The sequence below is a fragment of the Erythrobacter sp. EC-HK427 genome (assembly GCF_902498745.1).
In the GTDB taxonomy this organism is placed as follows: domain Bacteria; phylum Pseudomonadota; class Alphaproteobacteria; order Sphingomonadales; family Sphingomonadaceae; genus Alteraurantiacibacter.
In genome coordinates, this window is the sequence record NZ_LR701479.1 from 1,887,358 (window position 1) to 1,905,486 (window position 18,129).

22 protein-coding genes are annotated in these 18,129 nt (G+C 63.6%); 9 read left to right on the forward strand and 13 right to left on the reverse strand.

The window, feature by feature from the left end; genetic code table 11:
• Positions 1-11 precede the first annotated feature (11 nt).
• On the forward strand, positions 12-1,058 hold the full coding sequence (locus tag GC121_RS09275; protein ID WP_234421182.1) for an A/G-specific adenine glycosylase: 1,047 nt from the start codon (positions 12-14) through the stop codon (positions 1,056-1,058).
• On the opposite strand, the gene GC121_RS09280 is transcribed toward GC121_RS09275, so the two are convergent.
• Entirely contained in the window at positions 1,055-1,276 is a 222-nt protein-coding gene (locus tag GC121_RS09280) for a hypothetical protein (protein WP_151974013.1), read from the reverse strand. The genes GC121_RS09275 and GC121_RS09280 overlap by 4 nt on opposite strands.
• A 209-nt stretch (positions 1,277-1,485) precedes the next feature.
• On the opposite strand from GC121_RS09280, the gene GC121_RS09285 reads away from it, so the two are divergent.
• From GC121_RS09285 to GC121_RS09300, 4 genes are all read left to right on the forward strand, one after another.
• Positions 1,486-2,730, forward strand: coding sequence for a serine hydrolase (locus GC121_RS09285; protein WP_234421184.1), 1,245 nt, complete (start codon positions 1,486-1,488; stop codon positions 2,728-2,730).
• The gene (nudC, locus tag GC121_RS09290; protein ID WP_151974015.1) at positions 2,730-3,617 is read left to right on the forward strand and encodes an NAD(+) diphosphatase; all 888 of its coding nucleotides are present in this window, start codon (positions 2,730-2,732) and stop codon (positions 3,615-3,617) included. Before GC121_RS09285 ends, nudC begins: the two co-directional genes overlap by 1 nt.
• Before the next feature lie 2 nt (positions 3,618-3,619).
• Positions 3,620-4,294, forward strand: a complete 675-nt coding sequence (locus GC121_RS09295; protein WP_199857814.1) for a DsbA family protein — start codon at positions 3,620-3,622, stop codon at positions 4,292-4,294.
• Between the two features lie 73 nt (positions 4,295-4,367).
• Complete coding sequence (locus tag GC121_RS09300; protein ID WP_151974017.1) at positions 4,368-5,285, forward strand: hypothetical protein; 918 nt, start codon at positions 4,368-4,370, stop codon at positions 5,283-5,285.
• Positions 5,286-5,292: 7 nt separating this feature from the next.
• Here the strand turns inward: GC121_RS09300 and GC121_RS09305 are convergent, their stop codons facing one another.
• The 3 genes from GC121_RS09305 to mgtE all read right to left on the reverse strand — a co-directional run bounded on the left by GC121_RS09305 (position 5,293) and on the right by mgtE (position 7,842).
• Entirely contained in the window at positions 5,293-5,640 is a 348-nt protein-coding gene (locus GC121_RS09305) for a DUF4168 domain-containing protein (protein WP_151974018.1), read from the reverse strand.
• 145 nt (positions 5,641-5,785) lie between these two features.
• Positions 5,786-6,175 carry a DUF1489 family protein gene (locus GC121_RS09310; RefSeq protein ID WP_151974019.1) on the reverse strand — a complete coding sequence of 130 codons (390 nt, stop codon included), beginning with the start codon at positions 6,173-6,175 and terminating at the stop codon, positions 5,786-5,788.
• Positions 6,176-6,423: 248 nt separating this feature from the next.
• Positions 6,424-7,842, reverse strand: coding sequence for a magnesium transporter (mgtE, locus tag GC121_RS09315; protein WP_151974020.1), 1,419 nt, complete (start codon positions 7,840-7,842; stop codon positions 6,424-6,426).
• Positions 7,843-7,956: 114 nt separating this feature from the next.
• Here mgtE and GC121_RS09320 point away from each other — a divergent pair, with 114 nt between their 5' ends.
• Together GC121_RS09320 and GC121_RS09325 are read left to right on the forward strand one after the other, a co-directional pair.
• A complete protein-coding gene (locus GC121_RS09320; protein WP_151974021.1) occupies positions 7,957-8,421 on the forward strand; it encodes a peptidylprolyl isomerase in 465 nt (154 codons plus the stop codon).
• 26 nt (positions 8,422-8,447) lie between these two features.
• Positions 8,448-9,569, forward strand: coding sequence for a hypothetical protein (locus GC121_RS09325; RefSeq protein ID WP_151974022.1), 1,122 nt, complete (start codon positions 8,448-8,450; stop codon positions 9,567-9,569).
• Positions 9,570-9,710: 141 nt separating this feature from the next.
• Here the strand turns inward: GC121_RS09325 and GC121_RS09330 are convergent, their stop codons facing one another.
• From GC121_RS09330 to GC121_RS09350, 5 genes are all read right to left on the reverse strand, one after another.
• Positions 9,711-10,589, reverse strand: coding sequence for a LysR substrate-binding domain-containing protein (locus GC121_RS09330; RefSeq protein WP_151974023.1), 879 nt, complete (start codon positions 10,587-10,589; stop codon positions 9,711-9,713).
• Positions 10,590-10,677: 88 nt separating this feature from the next.
• Positions 10,678-11,634, reverse strand: a complete 957-nt coding sequence (locus GC121_RS09335) for a hemolysin family protein (protein WP_151974024.1) — start codon at positions 11,632-11,634, stop codon at positions 10,678-10,680.
• A 17-nt stretch (positions 11,635-11,651) separates the two neighbouring features.
• Positions 11,652-12,146: an rRNA maturation RNase YbeY gene (gene ybeY / locus GC121_RS09340; RefSeq protein ID WP_151974025.1), complete on the reverse strand. Its 495-nt coding sequence runs from the start codon at positions 12,144-12,146 to the stop codon at positions 11,652-11,654.
• Between the two features lie 41 nt (positions 12,147-12,187).
• A complete protein-coding gene (locus tag GC121_RS09345; RefSeq protein ID WP_151974026.1) occupies positions 12,188-12,478 on the reverse strand; it encodes a GIY-YIG nuclease family protein in 291 nt (96 codons plus the stop codon).
• A 45-nt stretch (positions 12,479-12,523) separates the two neighbouring features.
• Positions 12,524-13,567 carry a PhoH family protein gene (locus GC121_RS09350; protein ID WP_151974027.1) on the reverse strand — a complete coding sequence of 348 codons (1,044 nt, stop codon included), beginning with the start codon at positions 13,565-13,567 and terminating at the stop codon, positions 12,524-12,526.
• A gap of 167 nt (positions 13,568-13,734) precedes the next feature.
• Here GC121_RS09350 and GC121_RS09355 point away from each other — a divergent pair, with 167 nt between their 5' ends.
• Positions 13,735-14,400: a hypothetical protein gene (locus tag GC121_RS09355; RefSeq protein ID WP_151974028.1), complete on the forward strand. Its 666-nt coding sequence runs from the start codon at positions 13,735-13,737 to the stop codon at positions 14,398-14,400.
• On the opposite strand, the gene miaB is transcribed toward GC121_RS09355, so the two are convergent.
• Positions 14,390-15,748 carry a tRNA (N6-isopentenyl adenosine(37)-C2)-methylthiotransferase MiaB gene (gene miaB, locus GC121_RS09360; RefSeq protein WP_151974029.1) on the reverse strand — a complete coding sequence of 453 codons (1,359 nt, stop codon included), beginning with the start codon at positions 15,746-15,748 and terminating at the stop codon, positions 14,390-14,392. The genes GC121_RS09355 and miaB overlap by 11 nt on opposite strands.
• A 108-nt stretch (positions 15,749-15,856) precedes the next feature.
• Here miaB and GC121_RS09365 point away from each other — a divergent pair, with 108 nt between their 5' ends.
• Entirely contained in the window at positions 15,857-16,216 is a 360-nt protein-coding gene (locus GC121_RS09365) for a hypothetical protein (protein ID WP_151974030.1), read from the forward strand.
• A gap of 37 nt (positions 16,217-16,253) precedes the next feature.
• Here the strand turns inward: GC121_RS09365 and GC121_RS09370 are convergent, their stop codons facing one another.
• The 3 genes from GC121_RS09370 to GC121_RS09380 all read right to left on the reverse strand — a co-directional run bounded on the left by GC121_RS09370 (position 16,254) and on the right by GC121_RS09380 (position 18,023).
• On the reverse strand, positions 16,254-17,018 hold the full coding sequence (locus GC121_RS09370; RefSeq protein WP_151974031.1) for a 1-acyl-sn-glycerol-3-phosphate acyltransferase: 765 nt from the start codon (positions 17,016-17,018) through the stop codon (positions 16,254-16,256).
• 10 nt (positions 17,019-17,028) lie between these two features.
• Positions 17,029-17,448 (reverse strand): Fur family transcriptional regulator, encoded by a 420-nt coding sequence (locus GC121_RS09375; RefSeq protein WP_151974032.1) that lies wholly within the window; start codon positions 17,446-17,448, stop codon positions 17,029-17,031.
• 137 nt (positions 17,449-17,585) lie between these two features.
• The gene (locus GC121_RS09380; protein ID WP_151974033.1) at positions 17,586-18,023 is read right to left on the reverse strand and encodes a MucR family transcriptional regulator; all 438 of its coding nucleotides are present in this window, start codon (positions 18,021-18,023) and stop codon (positions 17,586-17,588) included.
• Positions 18,024-18,129: the final 106 nt, after the last annotated feature.

The window sequence follows — 18,129 nt, forward strand, 5'->3', positions numbered from 1 at the left end:
ATAGGAGCCGCGTGACCGCCACCATATCCGACACACTTCTCGACTGGTACGATGCCCATGCGCGCGCTTTACCTTGGCGCGCGCCGCCCGGTGCGCCGCCGATGGAGCCGTATCGCGTCTGGCTGTCCGAAGTCATGCTCCAGCAAACGACCGTCGCGGCGGTGAAACCCTATTTCGAAAAGTTTGTGGCGACATGGCCCGACGTGGCGGCTCTGGCGGCGGCTCCGGAAGAGGCGGTGATGGCGGCGTGGGCGGGGCTGGGATATTACTCGCGCGCCCGCAATCTGGTGAAATGCGCGCGGGCCGTGGCCGGGATGGGCGGTTTTCCGCGCAGCGAGGTGGAGCTGAAGAGGCTGCCCGGGCTTGGCGACTACACAGCGGCCGCCATTGCCGCGATTGCCTTTAGCGAGCGGGCGGTGGTGGTCGACGCCAATGTCGAGCGGGTGGTGGCGCGGTTGTTCGCGATTGCCGAGCCTTTGCCGGGGGCGCGCAGGGCTATCCGCGCACAGGCCGATGCAATCACGCCGGATACTCGCGCCGGAGACTTCGCGCAGGCGATGATGGATCTGGGCGCAACGATCTGCACCGCGCGCGATGCGAAATGCCTGCTCTGCCCGCTCAGCGCGGATTGCGCGGGCAGGGCGAGCGGCGATCCGCTGCGCCTGCCGGTGAAGGCTGCCAAGAAAGCCAAGCCCAAACGCACGGGCACCGCCTTCTGGATCGAGCGCGCTGGCGAAGAGGGCGGCGAGACGGGGCGCGAGGTCTGGCTTGTCCAACGCCCCGGCACCGGAATGCTCGGCGGAATGCGCAGCCTGCCCGATGACGGCTGGTCAGCCAAGGGCGACGGCCATGGCGAGCCTCCGCTGCAAGGCGCGTGGAGAGCGGCGGGCGTCGTCCGCCACAGTTTCACCCATTTCGACTTTGAGCTAAGCGTAGTGGCCTATGCCGGAGATTCGACCCAGCCCGAAGGCAAGGGCGAGTGGTGGCCGGTAAAGACGATCGAAGACGCAGGCCTGCCTACGCTGTTTGCGAAGGCTGCGCGGATCGTCAGCGCCTAGAAAATCCCGCCGCCCAGCATCAGGCGCACGGCGGCGATCAGGCCGACCACGAGGCAGAAATTGCGACCGCTATTGCTGCTCGACAGTTGTCCGATCACCACGCCCACCACGATCAGCGGCAGGGCGAACCAGTTGAGCGCGCCGAGAAACGGGATTTGCGCCGGGATGACGATGACGAGCGAGAGCAGGCCGATAAGGAAAGCGAGGATGTTCATCATGTGTTTTACATAAATAACACAGTAGGCATTTTCAAGCACCATTCAGCCTTGGTCGTCTTTACCGAGGTTGAAGCCGGGAAAGCGCGTGCTATCCCGCCACAAACGATCTTTGGAGAGCTTTCCCCATGTCTCACGCGCTTCTTGCAACTCCTCTGTCCCGCCGTTCGGCCTTGCGTGGCACCGCCATGTTTGGCGCGGGGGCTGCGGCCATGGGGCTTCCTTTTGGCCAAGCGGCTTTCGCGCAGGCAGCGCAGAACTGGCCGGAGCTGGCGCGCTGGATCGATACCTATGTGCGCGGCGGGCAGGTCGCCAATATGATCGCGGCGGTCGGCCGGCAGCAAGAAGCGCCCGATTACGTTGCGCGCGGGCCGCGCGCTTTCGGGCAGCCGGGCGTTGTCGATCAGGACACGATCTACCGCATCTATTCGATGACCAAGCCGGTCACCGGCATCGCCACGATGATGCTGGTGGAGGACGGGCTGATCACGCTCGACACGCCGCTTGCCGATATCATCCCCGCATTCGCCAATATGCAGGTGCAGCGCCAATATGACGGGCCGATCACGCGTGACAATCTGGAACCGGCAGAGCGGCAGATCACCATCCGCCACCTGCTGACCCACACCGCCGGTTTGGGTTACAACGTGGTGCAACAGGGGCCGATCCAGCGCGAATATATGCGCCTTGGCCTCGCGCCGGGGCAAGTCAGCAATCTGGAGCTGGCCCGCGCCTTCTTCGATGTCGATATGGCTCCCAGCCTTGCTGAGTTTGCCGAGCGGCTGGCCACGCTGCCGCTGGTGCTCCAGCCGGGGCGGCGGTGGAGCTATTCAGTCAGCCTCGATCTGCTCGGCTATGTCATCGAACTGGTCAGCGGGCAGAGTTTTGCCAGCTTCCTGCAGGAACGCATTTTCACCCCCTGCGGCATGAGCGACACCGGCTTCCGCGTGCCGCGCGCCGATGTCTCGCGCCTCACCACGAACTACTTCCTGATGGGCGGGATGCCGCTGCCGCTCGATCCGGCAAGCCAGTCGGTCTATTTGCAGGAGCCGGTGTTCCATTATGGCGGCGCGGGGCTGGTTTCGACCGCGCGCGATTATGACCGTTTCCTCAAGATGCTGGTCGGGCGCGGAGTGATCGAAGGGACGCGGGTGATGGAGGCAGAGACGGTGCGGATCGCCACCGGCAACCTCTTCCCCGATACGCTGGTGAGCGGCGGCGAGTTCACCACCGAAGGCAACCGCTATGGCTTTGGCGCGGGCGGATTGGTTGGCACGGGCGAGAGCGCGGGGCTGTTCGGCTGGGCGGGCGCGGCGGGCACGGTGGGCATGGTGCACACCGGGCTGGAGCTGCGGATGACGCTGATGACGCAATATATGCCTGCCGAAAGCCTGCAGGTGCAGGCGCAATTCCCGCGCATCGTGTTGCAGGACTGGACGGCGATGGCCGCATCCTGATGGCGCTGCGCACGCCTGCACTGACCGGTCATGGCATAGACCGTGACGATCACACCCGCGCCGATCCCGCGCGCCTTGCCGCCGCGGCAGCGCGGGCGGATGCGGTGTTGCTGGCGATGGACGGGCTGATCCCGGTAATGGGCGATGCAGGGCTGACCTACACGCCGCTCGCCAAAGCGGGGGAGGGTGAGCGCATCTATCTCGGCCTGAAGGACGGGGTGCCGCTATTCGTCCCTGTGCCCCAGGCAGGCGACACCCGCCCGGCTTACGAACAGGGCGCGAACCGCGCGCTGGTGATGGCGCTGCCGCCGCGCGATCTGGCGATTTATGCCGGCGCGAGGAGCCTTGCCGACTGGCACGCGCGCCATCGTTTCTGTGCCAATTGCGGCGCACCGACCGCGTTGGCCAAGGGTGGCTGGCAGCGCGGATGCACCCACACAGGCTGCAACGCGCAGCACTTCCCGCGCACCGATCCTGTCGCCATCATGCTGGTCGAGCATCAGGGCTCCGTCCTGCTGGGGCGCGGCGCGCATTGGGCCAAGGGTGCCTATTCGGCGCTCGCGGGCTTTGTCGAGCCGGGCGAGAGCATCGAGGAGGCGGTGGCGCGCGAAACGTGGGAGGAAGCGGGCGTGCGGGTGCGCAATGTGTCCTACGTCGCCAGCCAGCCCTGGCCGTTCCCTTCCAACCTGATGATCGGCTGCCACGGCTATGCCCATGATCCGGCGATCACCATCGACACAACCGAGCTGGAAGACGTGCGCTGGTTCACCCGCGCCGAATGCGAAGAGGCCGTGGCCAAGGGCCGCGAGTCCACCAGCTTCCTCCCGCCGCCGCGTGAGGCTATTGCCCGCACATTGCTCGAATGGTGGCTGGAGGAGGGGCAATAGCCATGCAGGTCGATATCTGGTCGGATGTGATGTGCCCGTGGTGCGCGGTGGGCTATGCCCATTTCACCAAGGCGCGGGATATGCTGGCGGGCGAACTTGATCTGGCCTTGCGCTGGATGCCGTTCGAACTCGATCCCGATATACCGCCAGCGGGCACCACGCTGCAACACCGGATGGAAAGCGTCTACGGCTATCCGCCCGAGGATGCCCGCGCAGCGGTGGCGAAGATGCGCGATGCCGCGCGCGAGGCGGGCTTTCCGCTCGATTACACCGGCGGCGAAAGTCCAGCGCCCGAACCGATGATGTGGAACACGTTTGCCGCGCACAAGCTGCTGCGTTGGGCCTTCGCCTATCGGGGCGAAGCGGCGCAGACCGCGCTCAAGCTCGCGCTGTTCGATGCGCATTTCCGCCAGCGCCGCAATGTCTCCGATTCGGCGGTGTTGTGCGAGATTGCGGGCGGCGTCGAAGGGCTCTGGGCCGAGGGCGCGGCAGAGGCGCTGGCCGATCCGACGCTGGAAATGGCGGTGCGGGTGGAACAGGGCCGCGCGCGCGAGGCAGGGCTCTCCAGCGTGCCGACCTTCGTGGTGGCGGGCAAATACGCGCTGCAAGGCGCGCAGCCACCCGAGGCGCTGGTCGACGCCTTCCGCCAGATTGCCGCGCGGGAAGCAGCGGCTTAGACTGCCCAATACATTGTGCGTTCAGGCGCGTTTGGCATGGCTCGCCTTCACATATTCCGGGGAGCGAAAATCCATGAAATTGACCGCCTTTCTTGCCGCTGTCGCAACGCTTGCGGCCTATCCAGCCCACGCCCAGCGGGTCGATCTGGAGGAGCTGACGCTGGAAGCGCGCGCGGGCGAGCCGGTTGACATTACCATCAACGATCAGCCGGTGCGGATGCTGATTGCGCCCGATGCCGTGTCTGCCGTGACGGTTAACGGCGATACTGCCGAACGGCTGGGGCTGGAGCCTAGCATGTTCGGCTTCGTCTATGTCATCGGTTCCACCGAATTGCCCTTCAGTACCGATACGGTGCGCTACCGGATGCAGGGCGGCACCTTCCGCCGCCGCACGGCGTATAGCGATATCCAGGTGGTAGAAGGCGCGGATGGTGTTGTGAGCCCCGGCCATTTTCCGCAGGAACGCGTCGTGTTGCGGCTGCGCGACGATGCGCCGGGTGATCGTGCGCTCACCTATCCGCTAGTGCGCATGGGGCGCAGCCTGACGGGCACCGTGCTCGAAGCGGGCGGCGTGCCGATCCATGTCGCTTTCAGCTTCGACCGGCCGGAAACGCTGGTGAGCGCCACCGGCGGGCGCATTATTGCCGAGGATCGCGGCGGTTATTTCACCGGCGAAGCGCGGGAGATTCCGGTGCTCTATCTTGTCGACAGGCCGGTACGCACGCTCACATTGAGCCAGCCTCTATTCCTCGGCGAGCTGGAAATCCGCAATATCGCCGTGCGCGTGGCCGATCATGGCAATGCCGACAGCATTTCCGAAGAAGCGCCCGATCCCGACGAGATCGTGGTCACCGCCAATACCGGCGATATGCCGCGCCAACGCATGTATATCGGCATGGACACAATCGGCCATTGCGCCAGCATCACCTATGATTTCGACGCCGAAGTGCTGACGCTGATGTGTCCGGAGCAGCCGCCAGCGGGCGCCTGAACCCGCTTTAGCGGGTCTGGCGCTGCGCCATTTGCTCGGCAACTTCGACCTGCACGCGCTGCTGCAACGCCGGATCGTTGGGGATCGCCTCGACAATCGCGGTGAAACGCGCGGGGGTGATACTGGACGCGTTGATGATCGCGAGCATGGCAGCCTGCTTGTCCGCTTCAGCCATATCCGTATTGCTCCGGATGGCCTGCGTCTCGATGGCAACCGTCACAAACTCGGTCAGCTCGGTGTCCGAAACACTGATCGTCGGAGCCGGAGCCTCCTGCGTTACCGGTGCGTCCTGCGCGGCGACAGCCGAAGGGATGGCAAACGCGGCAGCGGCGGCGAGGGTGGCGACAAACTTCATAAATATCCTTTCACAACGCCGTCTTGCAGCGTTCGCGTGAGCGGATAGCAGAGCGCACCTTTAGGCAGGATTAAGCGGCGACGGCTGGGCTGGCCTTGCGCGCTCCGTCCGTCCTGCCTGCGCCACGGCGGATGGCGATATGCGCTTAAATCAGGCCCAACCGCTCCAGCTTTCCGGCGAGCCTGCCGGGAATGATGTCGCCTGTCTCCTCGCCCTCAGTCAAATCGCGCGGCGGTTCGCCTTTCAGATAGCGCCATCCCTGATGCGCGCGCTTGGGGCGCGGCATCACGCGGATCAGGCGCGGCTCCAACTCGATGCGCCAGCGGCCGGTATCGGTCTGGCTGAAACCGGTGATGACCGAGCGGGCAACGATATTGTGCTCGTGAATCCAGTAGAGCGAGCCGCCGATGCACTCCTCCCACCGCGTCGGGCGATAGCGGGTGGTGAGAAACGGGCTGCGGCGGCCCGCATACCAGCTCTCGATATCGGCAAAGGACTGCGCGCCGAAGGCGATCTTGGTCAGGTGGAGTGGCATGGGGAGTATGTGGGCCGTGGGCACGCGGGTCTCAAGGTCGGCTTGTGGCGGTATGGCTTGCTCGCCCAGGTCTAGGCGTGAAGTGTGCAGGGGCTTTCCTACACGCGCACCGGTGTGAAACCCCTTTATCAATGCGCAACACGACCAGATTCCAAACAGATCCGGGCCTTCTTGCCGCACTTTGCCCGGCCAAAAACTTTGCCCCAGGACTGTGTAACAGGTGTATCAGGTTGCGCGATGTGCAACAGTCACATCGTCACCAAACCGCTCGCCACCGCAAGGCCGAGGAAGGCGAAGAAGCCCATCGAGTCGGTAATCATGGTGACGAACACGCTGCTGGCCACCGCCGGGTCCTGATCCATCCGGTCGAACGCCACCGGCACCAGCACGCCCGCCATGCCCGATATGATGATGTTGATGACCATCGCCGCCGCAATCACTGCGCCCAGTGGCGGGGTGAAAATCAGCGCGGTGGCCGCGCCGATCAGCACCGCGATGGTCGCCCCGTTCATCAGCGCGACCTTGAGTTCGCGCAGCACGAGCCGCCCGGTGTTCGATTCAGTCAGCTGGTTCATGGCGATAGCGCGCACCGTAACCGCCATGGTCTGCGTGCCCGCATTGCCGCCAATGCTGGCGACAATCGGCATCAGCACGGCGAGTGCGACAAGCTGCTCGATGGCCGCGCCGAAGAAGGCGATGATCGAGGATGCGACGACTGCCGTGCCCAGATTGGCGATCAGCCAGCGCACGCGCGCGGAATAGGCATCGCGCAGCGGCTCGTTAATGTCGCCATCGCCCGCGCCGGACAGCAGCATGACGTCCTCGTCCGCTTCTTCCTGGATGATGTGGACGATGTCATCGACCGTCAGTTGGCCGACCAGCCGCCCGTTCTCGTCCACCACCGCGGCAGAGATGAGCGCGTATTTCTGGAAGCGCAGCGCGACTTCTTCCTGGTCCATATCGACCGGGATCAGCGTCTGGTCTCGCTGCATCACATCCGCCAGCGCGACGCTGCGCGGGGTGCGCATGATCCACGAAAGCTGGCAGGTGCCGACGGGGTGGTAACGGTGATCGACGACGAACACTTCCCAGAAATCGGTCGGCAGCGTGTCGTTCTTTCGCAGATAGTCGATCAGGTCGCCCACCGTCATGCTTTCGGGCACGGCCACCAGCTCGCGCTGCATCAGGCGACCGGCGGTTTCCTCGGGATAAGCGAGCGCGGTTTCGATGGCGGCGCGGTCTTCCGCTTCGATCTCGGCCAGAATGGCGCGCTGGTCGGCCTGGTTGAGGTCTTCGATCAGCTGGACGGCGTCATCGGTATCGAGCTGTTCGACAATGCCCGCGATGGCGGCGGCGGGCAGCGCCTCCACCATGTCCTCGCGCACATAGTCGTTGAGCTCGGCAATCACTTCGCTCGACATCAGATCAGTGATGGCGGCGGCCAGTGGCCCGCGATATTCGCGCTCGATCAGCTCGAAAAGGTCGGCAATGTCGGCAGGGTGCAGCGGTTCGACGAGGTCGTAAGTGCTGTCTTCATTGTCGTCATCAAGACTGTCGATGACTTGTCGGACGAATTGCGGCCGCAACCGGTTCTCCTCGTCAAACTGCGCCCCTTCGCCCTGATTGGGCGTGTCGGCATCCAGTTCGCGCAGATCGGTATCGGCCATGGGGAGCGGTCTATGCAGATGGCGGGCAAAAGCAAGCAGCGAACCGGCTTTGGCGGGGTGACATTGGCCCGCAGTCCCCTATATCCACGCGCAACACCCAAAGGAGAATGCCAAATGGCCGATGAAAAGCTGACCTTCACGCTCGATACCGGAGACGGGGAGGCCAAGGATGTGGTCATCAAATTGCGGCCCGATGTCGCGCCCAACCACGTCGCCCGCATTACCGAACTGGCCAAGGAAGGCTTTTACGATGGCGTGGTGTTCCACCGCGTGATCCCCGGCTTCATGGCGCAGGGCGGCGATCCGACCGGCACCGGGATGAGCGGATCGGACAAGCCCAATCTGGCGCAGGAATTCAACGATACCCCGCACGTGCGCGGCGTCTGCTCGATGGCCCGCACGCAAGACCCGAACAGCGCCAATTCGCAGTTCTTCATCTGCTTTGACGACGCCCGCTTCCTTGACCGGCAATACACCGTTTGGGGCGAGGTCGAGAGCGGCATGGAACATATCGACGCGCTGCCCAAGGGCGAGCCGCCCGCCACCCCGGGCAAAATCGTGAAAGCCAGCGTGGCTTGATCCGCGCGGGCGCTCTGGCGTCCGCAATGGGGGCAGCCGCTCTTGCGGGCGGCTGCACCACCGTCACTCCCATTGACCGGGGCGGCAGCGATCCGGTCGCAGGTTGGAACGCGGACACCCGCGCGCTCGCACAGCGCAGCTGGCTCTACGCGCAGCTGTCGAGCAATGCCTATCTCGATTACGAGAGCTACACGCTGCCGGGCGACATCGTGCAGCGCGAGCCGCTGCCATCCGATGCGGTGGGTTACGACTTCGTGGTGTTCGACCGGTATGACGGGGACACGCTGGTCGAAACGATCATCGCCTATCGCGGCACCGAGCCCAATGCCGCCGACTGGGTGCTGGGCAATATCGTCGGCTTGCAGAATGATCGCGGGCTGACGTCTGCCCGGCAGGTCTTTGTGCAGATGCAGGAGGGCGGGGGCGAGGGCGCGATGCTGACTGTTACCGGCCATTCGCTGGGCGGCGGGATCGCGCATCATGTGACCGACCATCCGATCAGCGATGCGGGCGATTACGTCACCCGCTCGCTCGTGTTCAACAACGCCCCGCGCTTCACCGGCTTTCGCGACGATGCGTTTGACCGCACGGCGGTGACCGAGCGCGGCGACTGGCTGGCCTCGCTGCGCACGCTCGGTAACGCGCCGCCTGATGTGACCTTTTCGCTCGAGTGCCAGCCGGGCTTTGACCCGAGGCGCGACCATTCGATCCGCAATCTCGCCGACTGCCTCACGTGGATTGCCGCCTTCGACGATCCGGAGGCGCGGCTTTCGCTGCGCGCCAATCCCGGCGTCGACCGGCCCGAAGCGCAGGGCGATGCGCGCTCCCCGCGCGAACTGGACGATGCGCCCGTCGGGGTTCCGGTTAGCGCCTATGTTGAGGACGCAGGATTGGCGCGGGCGGTGGATGCGGCCCTGCGCCAGTCGGACGTGCTCGAACCGATTTACGGCATCCGCGCGGGATACCGTGTTGACGTGTCATCGCTGCTCGGCGCGAAAGTCGAAGTTGTATGGTGGCGCAATGGCGTGCGGCAGATGGTCGCGCTGGTCGATTGTCTCGGCTTGACCGATACGGCCTGCGCCGAGCGGGTGGTCGACCTTGGCGAAGCGCTGGTGCAGGCCCAGCTCGACGCGGTTTATCCGGATTAATGTCCCGCTCCATATTGAGCCCAAGAAAGCCCTTCCCCTTGGGGAAGGGTTGGGATGGGGGTTCGGCCTAACTGGCGTGGAACCCCCACCCCCAACCCCTCCCCAAGGGGAGGGGAGAAATTGGGCTGTTTGAGCAGGCTCTTAAAGTCCCGCCTTCATCAGCCAATCGTGGAAAATGCGCACTGGCCGCGCTTCCAGATCGGCAGGGCGGCACATGAACCAGTAGGAATAGGGGCTTTCCACCCGCACATCATACAACCGCGCCAGCCGCGGATCGTTGTTCCGCTTCAAATGGTCATCATGCATGATGGCAATGCCGATTTTCTGCGCGGCGGCCTCCAGAATCAGCTGGCCCGAATCGTAATGGTCGATCGCGGACGGCTGCATCCCCGGGATACCCAGCGCCGTCTTCCAAGCCTCCAGGCTTTTGGGCATATCGGTGTGGACGAGGAAGGTCTGCTTCGCCAGCGCGGCGGCATCGGGCGTATCCCCCAGCTCGGCAGCGATATCGGCATTGGCGATGGCGTGGAGCGTGTTCTGGTCGAGCTGCACGCCGTAGAGATTGGGATCCGGTTCGGTGGTGAGCAGGATGGCGGCATCCAGCGTATCGCCCACCCGGTCAACCAGATGCGGGCCGGTGTCGATATCGAGATGCAGGCGCGGATGGCTGGCGCGCAATTCGCCCAGGCGCGGGAACAGGCGCTGCGTTCCGAACAGGGGCATCACGCCCAGCCGCAGGCGCATCAGCTGCACATTCTCGCTTTGTGATTCTACCGCGGCGGCCAGCGCCTCCAGATGCGGGGCAACTGCGTCGTAGAACGCGCGCCCTTCATCGGTCAGCCGCATGGTCTGGCCAGAGCGGGAAAACAGCTTCTTGCCGGTGAAATCTTCCAGATTGCTGATTCGCCGCGAGAGCGCCGAGGGGCTAAGGCCCAGCTCGTTCGACGCGGCCCTTGCCGAGCCGAGCCGCACCGTCCGAATGAAGGCCTCCAGGGCGCGAAGGGGCGGTAGACGGCGCATTCCCCTTTGTTCCAATCAATCGCGCGGCTGTCGAGCGAAATTGTGCAGTGCGGGCAAAATTCTGTTGCGTTGCACCATTTTGCGCCACCTATTCGTCTTCGTCGGAATCCTCGGGTGCAGGAGCGTGCAGCCGCAGGCGGGTGACGTGCGTCTCGTCGCCCCCGGTGACTTCCAGCCGCCAGCCCGACGGGTGATCGAGCACAGTGCCCGGTTGCGGCACGCCTTGCGCCAGCACGAAGGCGAGGCCCCCGAGCGTATCCACCGCTTCCTCGATCTCGGCGAGCGCCGGATCACCGACCTTTTCGGCCACATCGTCCAGTTCGGCGCGGGCATCGGCATCCCAGATGCCGGGTGCGATTTCGACGATCTGCTCGGTCGGCGCCTCGTCATGCTCGTCTTCGATTTCGCCGACGATTTCCTCGACCAGATCCTCGATGGTGATGATCCCGTCGGTGCCCGAAAACTCGTCCACCACAATGGCGAGGTGCGTCCGGCGCGAGCGCATATCGGCGAGCACGTCCAAGGCGCCGCGCGCCTGCGGCACATAGAGCGGCTGGCGCATCAGCGTTGTCCAATCCTCCGGCGGCGGCGTTTTGTTGGCCAGATAGACGAACACATCCTTGATGTGCATCATGCCGATCACATCGTCCAATTGCTCGCGATAGACGGGCATCCGCGAAATGCCGTGCTCAGCAAACAGCGCGACCATCTCGTCCCAGCTGGCGGCCATATCGACCGCGATAATCTCGCCGCGCGGGATGGCCACGTCGTCGGCATCGTGATCGCTGAAATGCAGCAGGTTGCGCAGCATGGTGAGCTCGAACGCGGACAAATCCCCCGTGCCGGGCGCTTCCGCGCCGCCATTGCGGGCGGCTTCGTCCTCGTGCTCGTCTATGGCCTCTTCCAGCTGCTCGCGCAGCGAGGGGCCGTCATCGCCTTTGATAAGGCTGCGGATCGCGCTCCACAATCCGCCACCGGAGCCGTTTTCGCTCCTACTCTCGGCTTCTCCCGTGGGGGAGCCGTCGCTTGAATCTGGGTCGGGCATAGCCCTGTCGCTTGTCCTTATGCCGCGTGGGAACCGCTATATGGGTCGGCAATGCCCAAAAGCGCAAGTATCTTCACTTCGAGAGCTTCCATTTTCTCGGCATCGGCTTCGCTGGTTTCGTGATCGTAACCGGCGAGATGGAGCAGGCCGTGGACGACGAGATGCGCGGCATGGTCTTTGAGCGCGATGCCCTTGTCGGCGGCTTCCCGGGCGCAGGTCTCGTAAGCGAGCGCGATGTCACCCAGCATTTCAGGCGGGCCTTCATCGGGATCGAGATGCACCAGCTCCTCGCGCTCCAGCATCGGGAAGCTGAGGACATTGGTCGGCTTGTCCTTCCCGCGCCATTCGCGGTTGAGTCCGTGCACCTCGCTGTCGCTGGTGAAGAGCACGCTGGTGACGAAGCGCGGGTTCGCCAGTTCCGGCGTGACCTGAGCAGCGGCCAAAGCAGCGGAGGCGGCGAGGGCTTCCCAATCACCCTCGGGCCAGTCTTCGATGTCGATTTCGAGGTTCATACCCTAATCGTCACCCCCGCGAAAGCGGGGGCCCCGCTAACTCAAGTGTTGAGGTTTTCATACAAATCATCCCAATCGCGGTTCATTGTTTCGATCAATTCGATCTTCCATGCGCGCCGCCATTTCTTGATCGCCTTCTCGCGCGCAATCGCCTCTTCGATCCGGTCATGCCATTCCATGTAGACCAATCGATTGAAGCCGTATTTCGCAACGAACTTTGACCCCTTGCCCTCGCGGTGATCGGTCACACGTTGCGCGAGAGTGGCCGTAACGCCGGTGTAGATGCCGCCGCGATACCGGTCGCTCATCATATACACCCAACCGCCTGTCATGAAGTAAAGCGGGATCCCCGCTTTCGCGGGGACGACGAGCGAGAGTTACGGTAGGGCATCCTCGCCCTCATACGCCTCGACGATCCGCCCCACGATCGGGTGGCGCACCACATCGGCGACGGTGAAGCGCGTGACGCCGATCCCCTCGACGCCTTCGAGCCGCTCGACCGCATCGGCGAGGCCGCTCATCCGGTCGCCGCCGGGGATATCGACCTGCCTCGGGTCGCCGCACACCACCATGCGGCTGTTCTGGCCGAAGCGGGTGAGGAACATCTTCATCTGTTCCTTCGTGGTGTTCTGCGCTTCGTCGAGAATGACGAAGGCATCGGCCAATGTCCGCCCGCGCATAAAGGCGATGGGGGCGATTTCGATTTCGCCGCTGGCCAGCCGCCGCTCGACCTGTTCGGGCGGCATCGTATCATACAGCGCATCGTAGAGCGGCCGCAGGTACGGATCGACCTTCTCCTTCATGTCGCCGGGCAGGAAGCCGAGCTTTTCGCCCGCCTCCACCGCCGGGCGCGAGAGGATCAGGCGCTGCACCGAACCGGTGATCAGCTGGCTGACCGCCTGCGCCACCGCCAGATAGGTCTTGCCCGTGCCTGCCGGACCGAGCGCGAAGATCACGTCGCGGCTGGCGAGCTGGCGCATATAGTCGGCCTGCATCGCGCTGCGCGGCGTGATCGTCTTCTTGCGGGTGCGGATCATGATCGGCGGAGCCTTGGCATCGCCCGTGATAATGCCTTCCAGCGTCGGTTCATCCGCCATGCTGATCAGCGCATCGATCGCGCCTGCATCCAGTTCCTCGCCCGTCACCAGCTTTTCGTGCATTTTGACAAGCACATCGCGCGCCCGCGCCACATCATCCGCCACGCCCTCGATCACCACCCTGTCCCCGCGCGCGGCGATATACACGCCCAGCCGGTTTTCGATCTGCACCAGATTGGCGTCAAACTGCCCGAAGAGCGCGCCGAGCACAGCCTGTTCGTCAAACCCGATTTCGATCCGTGCGCGCCGCGAATGGTCGTGGCGGGTTTCGGGATGGGCGATGGTGGCGGCGTGGGTGCCGTTCCGGTGAGCTTTGCGAGCCATGTGGGTGGGAGCCGAGTCCTTTCGCTGGTCTTACATGGCGAATGTAAGCGCCACAGCGCGACTGGCAAGCGGGCGGGGCGCGGTTGGCGGTGGAAAGTCATCCACTTGTCATTCAGGCCAGTGGCGTAAGCTGGCATGATATCTAGCGTGAGAGAGCGGGGGTTATAATGCGGTTGGCTGTTCCAATACTTGCAATGTTGGCTGCATCCTGCGGCGCGGACGTTCCGGCAAACAGTAATGCCAGCCCGACCTCGTCGCGAGCCGAGGTTTGGGAAGGCCCAGACCCAGACGGGACCGTGTTTGGTGCTCCGCAGGTCGAATTGGATCGGGCCGGGCGCCATGGAGAACCCGACGAACGTTTTGCACTTTCAGCGGAGCAGATTGCTGCAATTGCAGCGCTTGAAGTTGACGGAATCGATCAGCAGGTCAGCGAGAACTTACAGCGTCATTGGACTCCCGGTTTCCTTGGCGGGCAAATCGATCTCAACGATGATGGGCGAAACGAGATACTTGTTCTTTCGACGATGTTTTGCGGCTCAGGCGGATGCAGTTTTCGTGTCTATGGCGACAACCAAAACGGGTTCAGCAAGATCTCAGGCTCAACAATAGCCCGACCACCAATCACGGTGCTGGATAGCACCACCAATGGCTGGCGCGACCTGACCATTTTCGTCTGCGGCGGTGGTATTACCCCGTGTCATCATGTCATCATGCGGTTTGATGGCGAGAGATATCCGCTCAACCCGACTATGCAGCCCGAAATTGCAGCCGACCAATTGGGTGTCCCGATATTGACCGAGGCCAGCCCGATTCACCCGGTTCCTATGCCGTAACAGTTTCCAGCAACCGGCCCTGCAACGAACTCGGCCCGGCACAGACCAGTTCGGCGCGCACCATGTCGCCGATGGCCAGTTCGCTATCGAAGAACACCGATTGCAGCCAGGGCGATTTGCCCAGCCATTGGCCGGGCTTGCGGCCCTTGCGCTCGATCAGCACGTCGCAGGTCTTGCCGACGCTCGCCGCGTTGAAGGCGAGCTGGTCGCGGTTCAGCGCGGCTTGCAGGCGTTGCAGGCGTTCGTCCATCACTTCCACCGGGATCTGGCCGTCCATCGTGGCGGCGGGCGTGCCGGGGCGGGGCGAGTATTTGAAGCTGAAGGCGGCGGCGTAGCGCACCGCGTCAACGATGCGCAAAGTGTCCTCGAACTCCGCCTCGGTCTCGCCGGGGAAGCCGACGATGAAATCGCCCGACAATGCGATATCGGGGCGCACCGCGCGGAAACGGTCGAGCAGTTTGAGATAGCTTTCCGCCGTGTGGCTGCGGTTCATGGCCTTGAGCACACGGTCGCTCCCGCTCTGCACAGGGAGGTGCAGATACGGCATTAGCTTGTCGACCTCGCCATGCGCGGCGATCAGGCCGTCGGTCATGTCATTGGGGTGGCTGGTGGTGTAGCGGATGCGCGCCAGATCGGGGATGGCAGCGAGCGTCTTGATCAGCCCGTCAAGGCCGGTGCTGCGGCCCTTGTCGTCCTCGCCGCGCCACGCATTCACATTCTGGCCGAGCAGCGTGATCTCGCGCGCGCCCGCTTCCACCAAACGCTTCGCTTCCTCGACCAGTTCGGCGTAGGGGCGCGAGATTTCCGCGCCGCGCGTATAGGGAACCACGCAATAGGTGCAGAACTTGTCGCACCCTTCCTGCACGGTGAGGAACGCACTGGGCGACACCCTGCGGCGAGCGGGCAGCGCGCCGAATTTGGCGTTGTTTTCGGGCATATCGGTGTCGGTCGAGCGTTCGCCGCGCGCCGCCCGGTCCACCATGTCGCCCAAGCGGTGATAGGCCTGCGGGCCGACCACCATGCCAACGCCGGGCGAGCGTTTCATGATCTCCTCACCCTCGGCCTGCGCGACGCAGCCTGCGACGGCGATCATAGACTTCTTGCCCGCCGCGCGCCCGGCTTTCACCAGACGCCCGACATCGGAATAGACCTTCTCGGTTGCTTTCTCGCGGATATGACAGGTGTTGAGCACCACCAGATCGGCATCCTCGCCGTCGGCGGCGGGCGTAATGCCCTTGGCCTCAAGCAATTCGCCCATCCGCTCGCCATCATAGACGTTCATCTGGCAGCCGAAGCTTTTGACCCGGTAAGTGCGCGGGGCCCCTTGGGGAGTGTCGGTCGGTTTCATGATGGGGAGGGCGCTTAAGCGAAAGTCCCTGCATGTTCAATCGTGGTCGGATAGTCCGAGTTTGTCGTGCAAACGCAATTGCAAGAAAATGCAACTAAGTCCCAAGCGATGGCCTATCTTGACGATTTCGAAAACGGCAACCCGATCGAGACCTCCTCCGCCGCCAAGGTCTGGGGATCGCTGATCGTCGCCTTCATCCTTCTCAACCTCCTCATCCTTGTAGGAAGCGAAATGGCGCAGCTGATCATCGGCTTCGTTTTCGCGATATTTACCGTCGGGCTTTTTGTTGCTTTCGACAGCTCCTACCCCGCATTGGCACTCGTCTGGGGCTGCGGCGCACTTGGGGCAATCGTGCTGACGCTGGGTGCCGCGAAACGGCAGCGGGAAAGCGCGATGATCGGCTGGGGAAGCATCGCAATCATGGCCATCGGCCTGCCGGTGACCGCGCTCCACTCCTTCTTTATCTGAGGTGTATTTGCCTGAGCCAATCTCCGCTTCGCGGGTTTTAGCGACTGCTCGCCATCTCCCCCGCAATTGCCCTTTGCGCCGCTGCGGTCATTGTCTTGCGGTTCTTTAGCGCCTCTCCAGCCAGCGGTGCGAGGAAATGCACATCCACCCGCACCGGTTTCAGCCGCGCGAGGATGCGCTTGAAATTGTCGAGCCCCGCCTCTTCGCCGATCCAGCTGATGTCGGGCACATCCTCGTAAGCAATCAGCACGGGCTGCACCACCGCGCCTTCGGGCAGCGGCTCCAGCGCGCCGAGCAGGGAGGATTTGAACGGCAACAGGCCTGTCCCGTCGGAAGTCGTTCCTTCGGGAAACAGCGTCAACGTGCCGCCATGGTTCATTGCGGCGCGCACGGCCTCTTTCTGTTCGCCGACACTGCTGCGATCATGGCGGGCGACGAACACTGTCTCGTTCATCTCGCACAGCCATTTCAGCAGGCCGAACTGGGCCAGCCCGTCATGCGCGACAAAGGCACTGTTGGCGGCTTGGGCGAGCACCGGAATGTCCATCCACGTCACATGATTGGCGAGCAGCAGCGCGCCGGGCACCCGCTTGCCGCGCCGCCGAAGGTGAATTCCCGCAACCGCGCCGACGCAGGTGAGGAAGACGCGCGGCCACATCCGGTCGAGGCCGAGCAGCTTCCACAGATAATGCAAGGGCACGCAGACGATGAGCAGAAGCAGCATCAGGATCAGGCGGAACCCGATCAGCACGTAACCCGGCGGCGAAATCTTCGCGGTGGGGTAGGGGATCGATGGCGCCATAGGGGTGCGCTCAGCTTTTCTCTTCGCGGTCCAGCCGCACGGCATAGAGCTCCATCCGGTGGTCGACGAGGCGATAGCCCAGCTTTTCGGCAATCTGCCGCTGGAGCGCTTCCAACTCCGGATCGACGAACTCGACCACCCTGCCGGTTTCCACATCGATCAGATGATCGTGGTGCGCTTCGGGTGCGGGTTCATACCGCGCGCGGCCGTCGCCGAAATCATGCCGGTCGAGAATGCCCGCCTCTTCGAACAGGCGCACGGTGCGGTAGACGGTGGCGATCGAAATTTTCGGATCGACCGCGCTGGCGCGTTCGTGCAGCTTTTCGACATCGGGATGATCGTCGCTTTCGGACAGCACCTTGGCGATCACCCGCCGTTGATCGGTGATACGCAGGCCGCGTTCGGCGCAAAGAGCTTCGAGATCGATCATTGTGCTGTATTTGCCTGCTTCTGCTGCAACCGCAAGGGGCCGTAAAAGGAAAACGCCCCGCAGCCATAAAGGCGCAGGGCGTTTCACTCAAGCACCGCCCCGAGGAACCTTCGGGACAGGCTTATCGAATGGCGCGTTTACTTCGCCGCTTTCTTGCGGCCGCGCGTCTGGCCGGGCTTGCGGCCAAGGCCGATCTTCTTCGCCAGTTCGCGGCGCTTTTCGGCGTAGGCGGGGGCGACCATCGGGTAGTCGGCGGGCAGGCCCCAACGCTCGCGATAGTCTTCCGGAGTCATGCCGTAAGCGGTCATCAGGTGGCGCTTGAGCATTTTCATCTTCTTGCCGTCTTCCAGGCAGACGATGTACTCGTTCTTCACCGAGGAACGGATCGGCACCGCCGGTACGGGCTTTTCCTCGACGACGCTAAGCTGGCCAAGTGTGGCGAGCGCGCCGTAGACGTTCTGGATCAGCGCGGGCAGCGTTTCCCCGTCGACATTGTTGTTCGCCACGTGCGCCGTAACGATATCGGCCGTCAGCGTGATGAGCATTTCGTTGGTTTCGGTTTGTGTATTTTCCATTGTCACCTCTATGACCTTGCGAACCCTAATATTGCCCGTTCCTTATACTTGGAGAACGGTTGGTGCGCGCTTTGGCCGATTGCCGAAGGCGGGGCAAGGGTTTCCT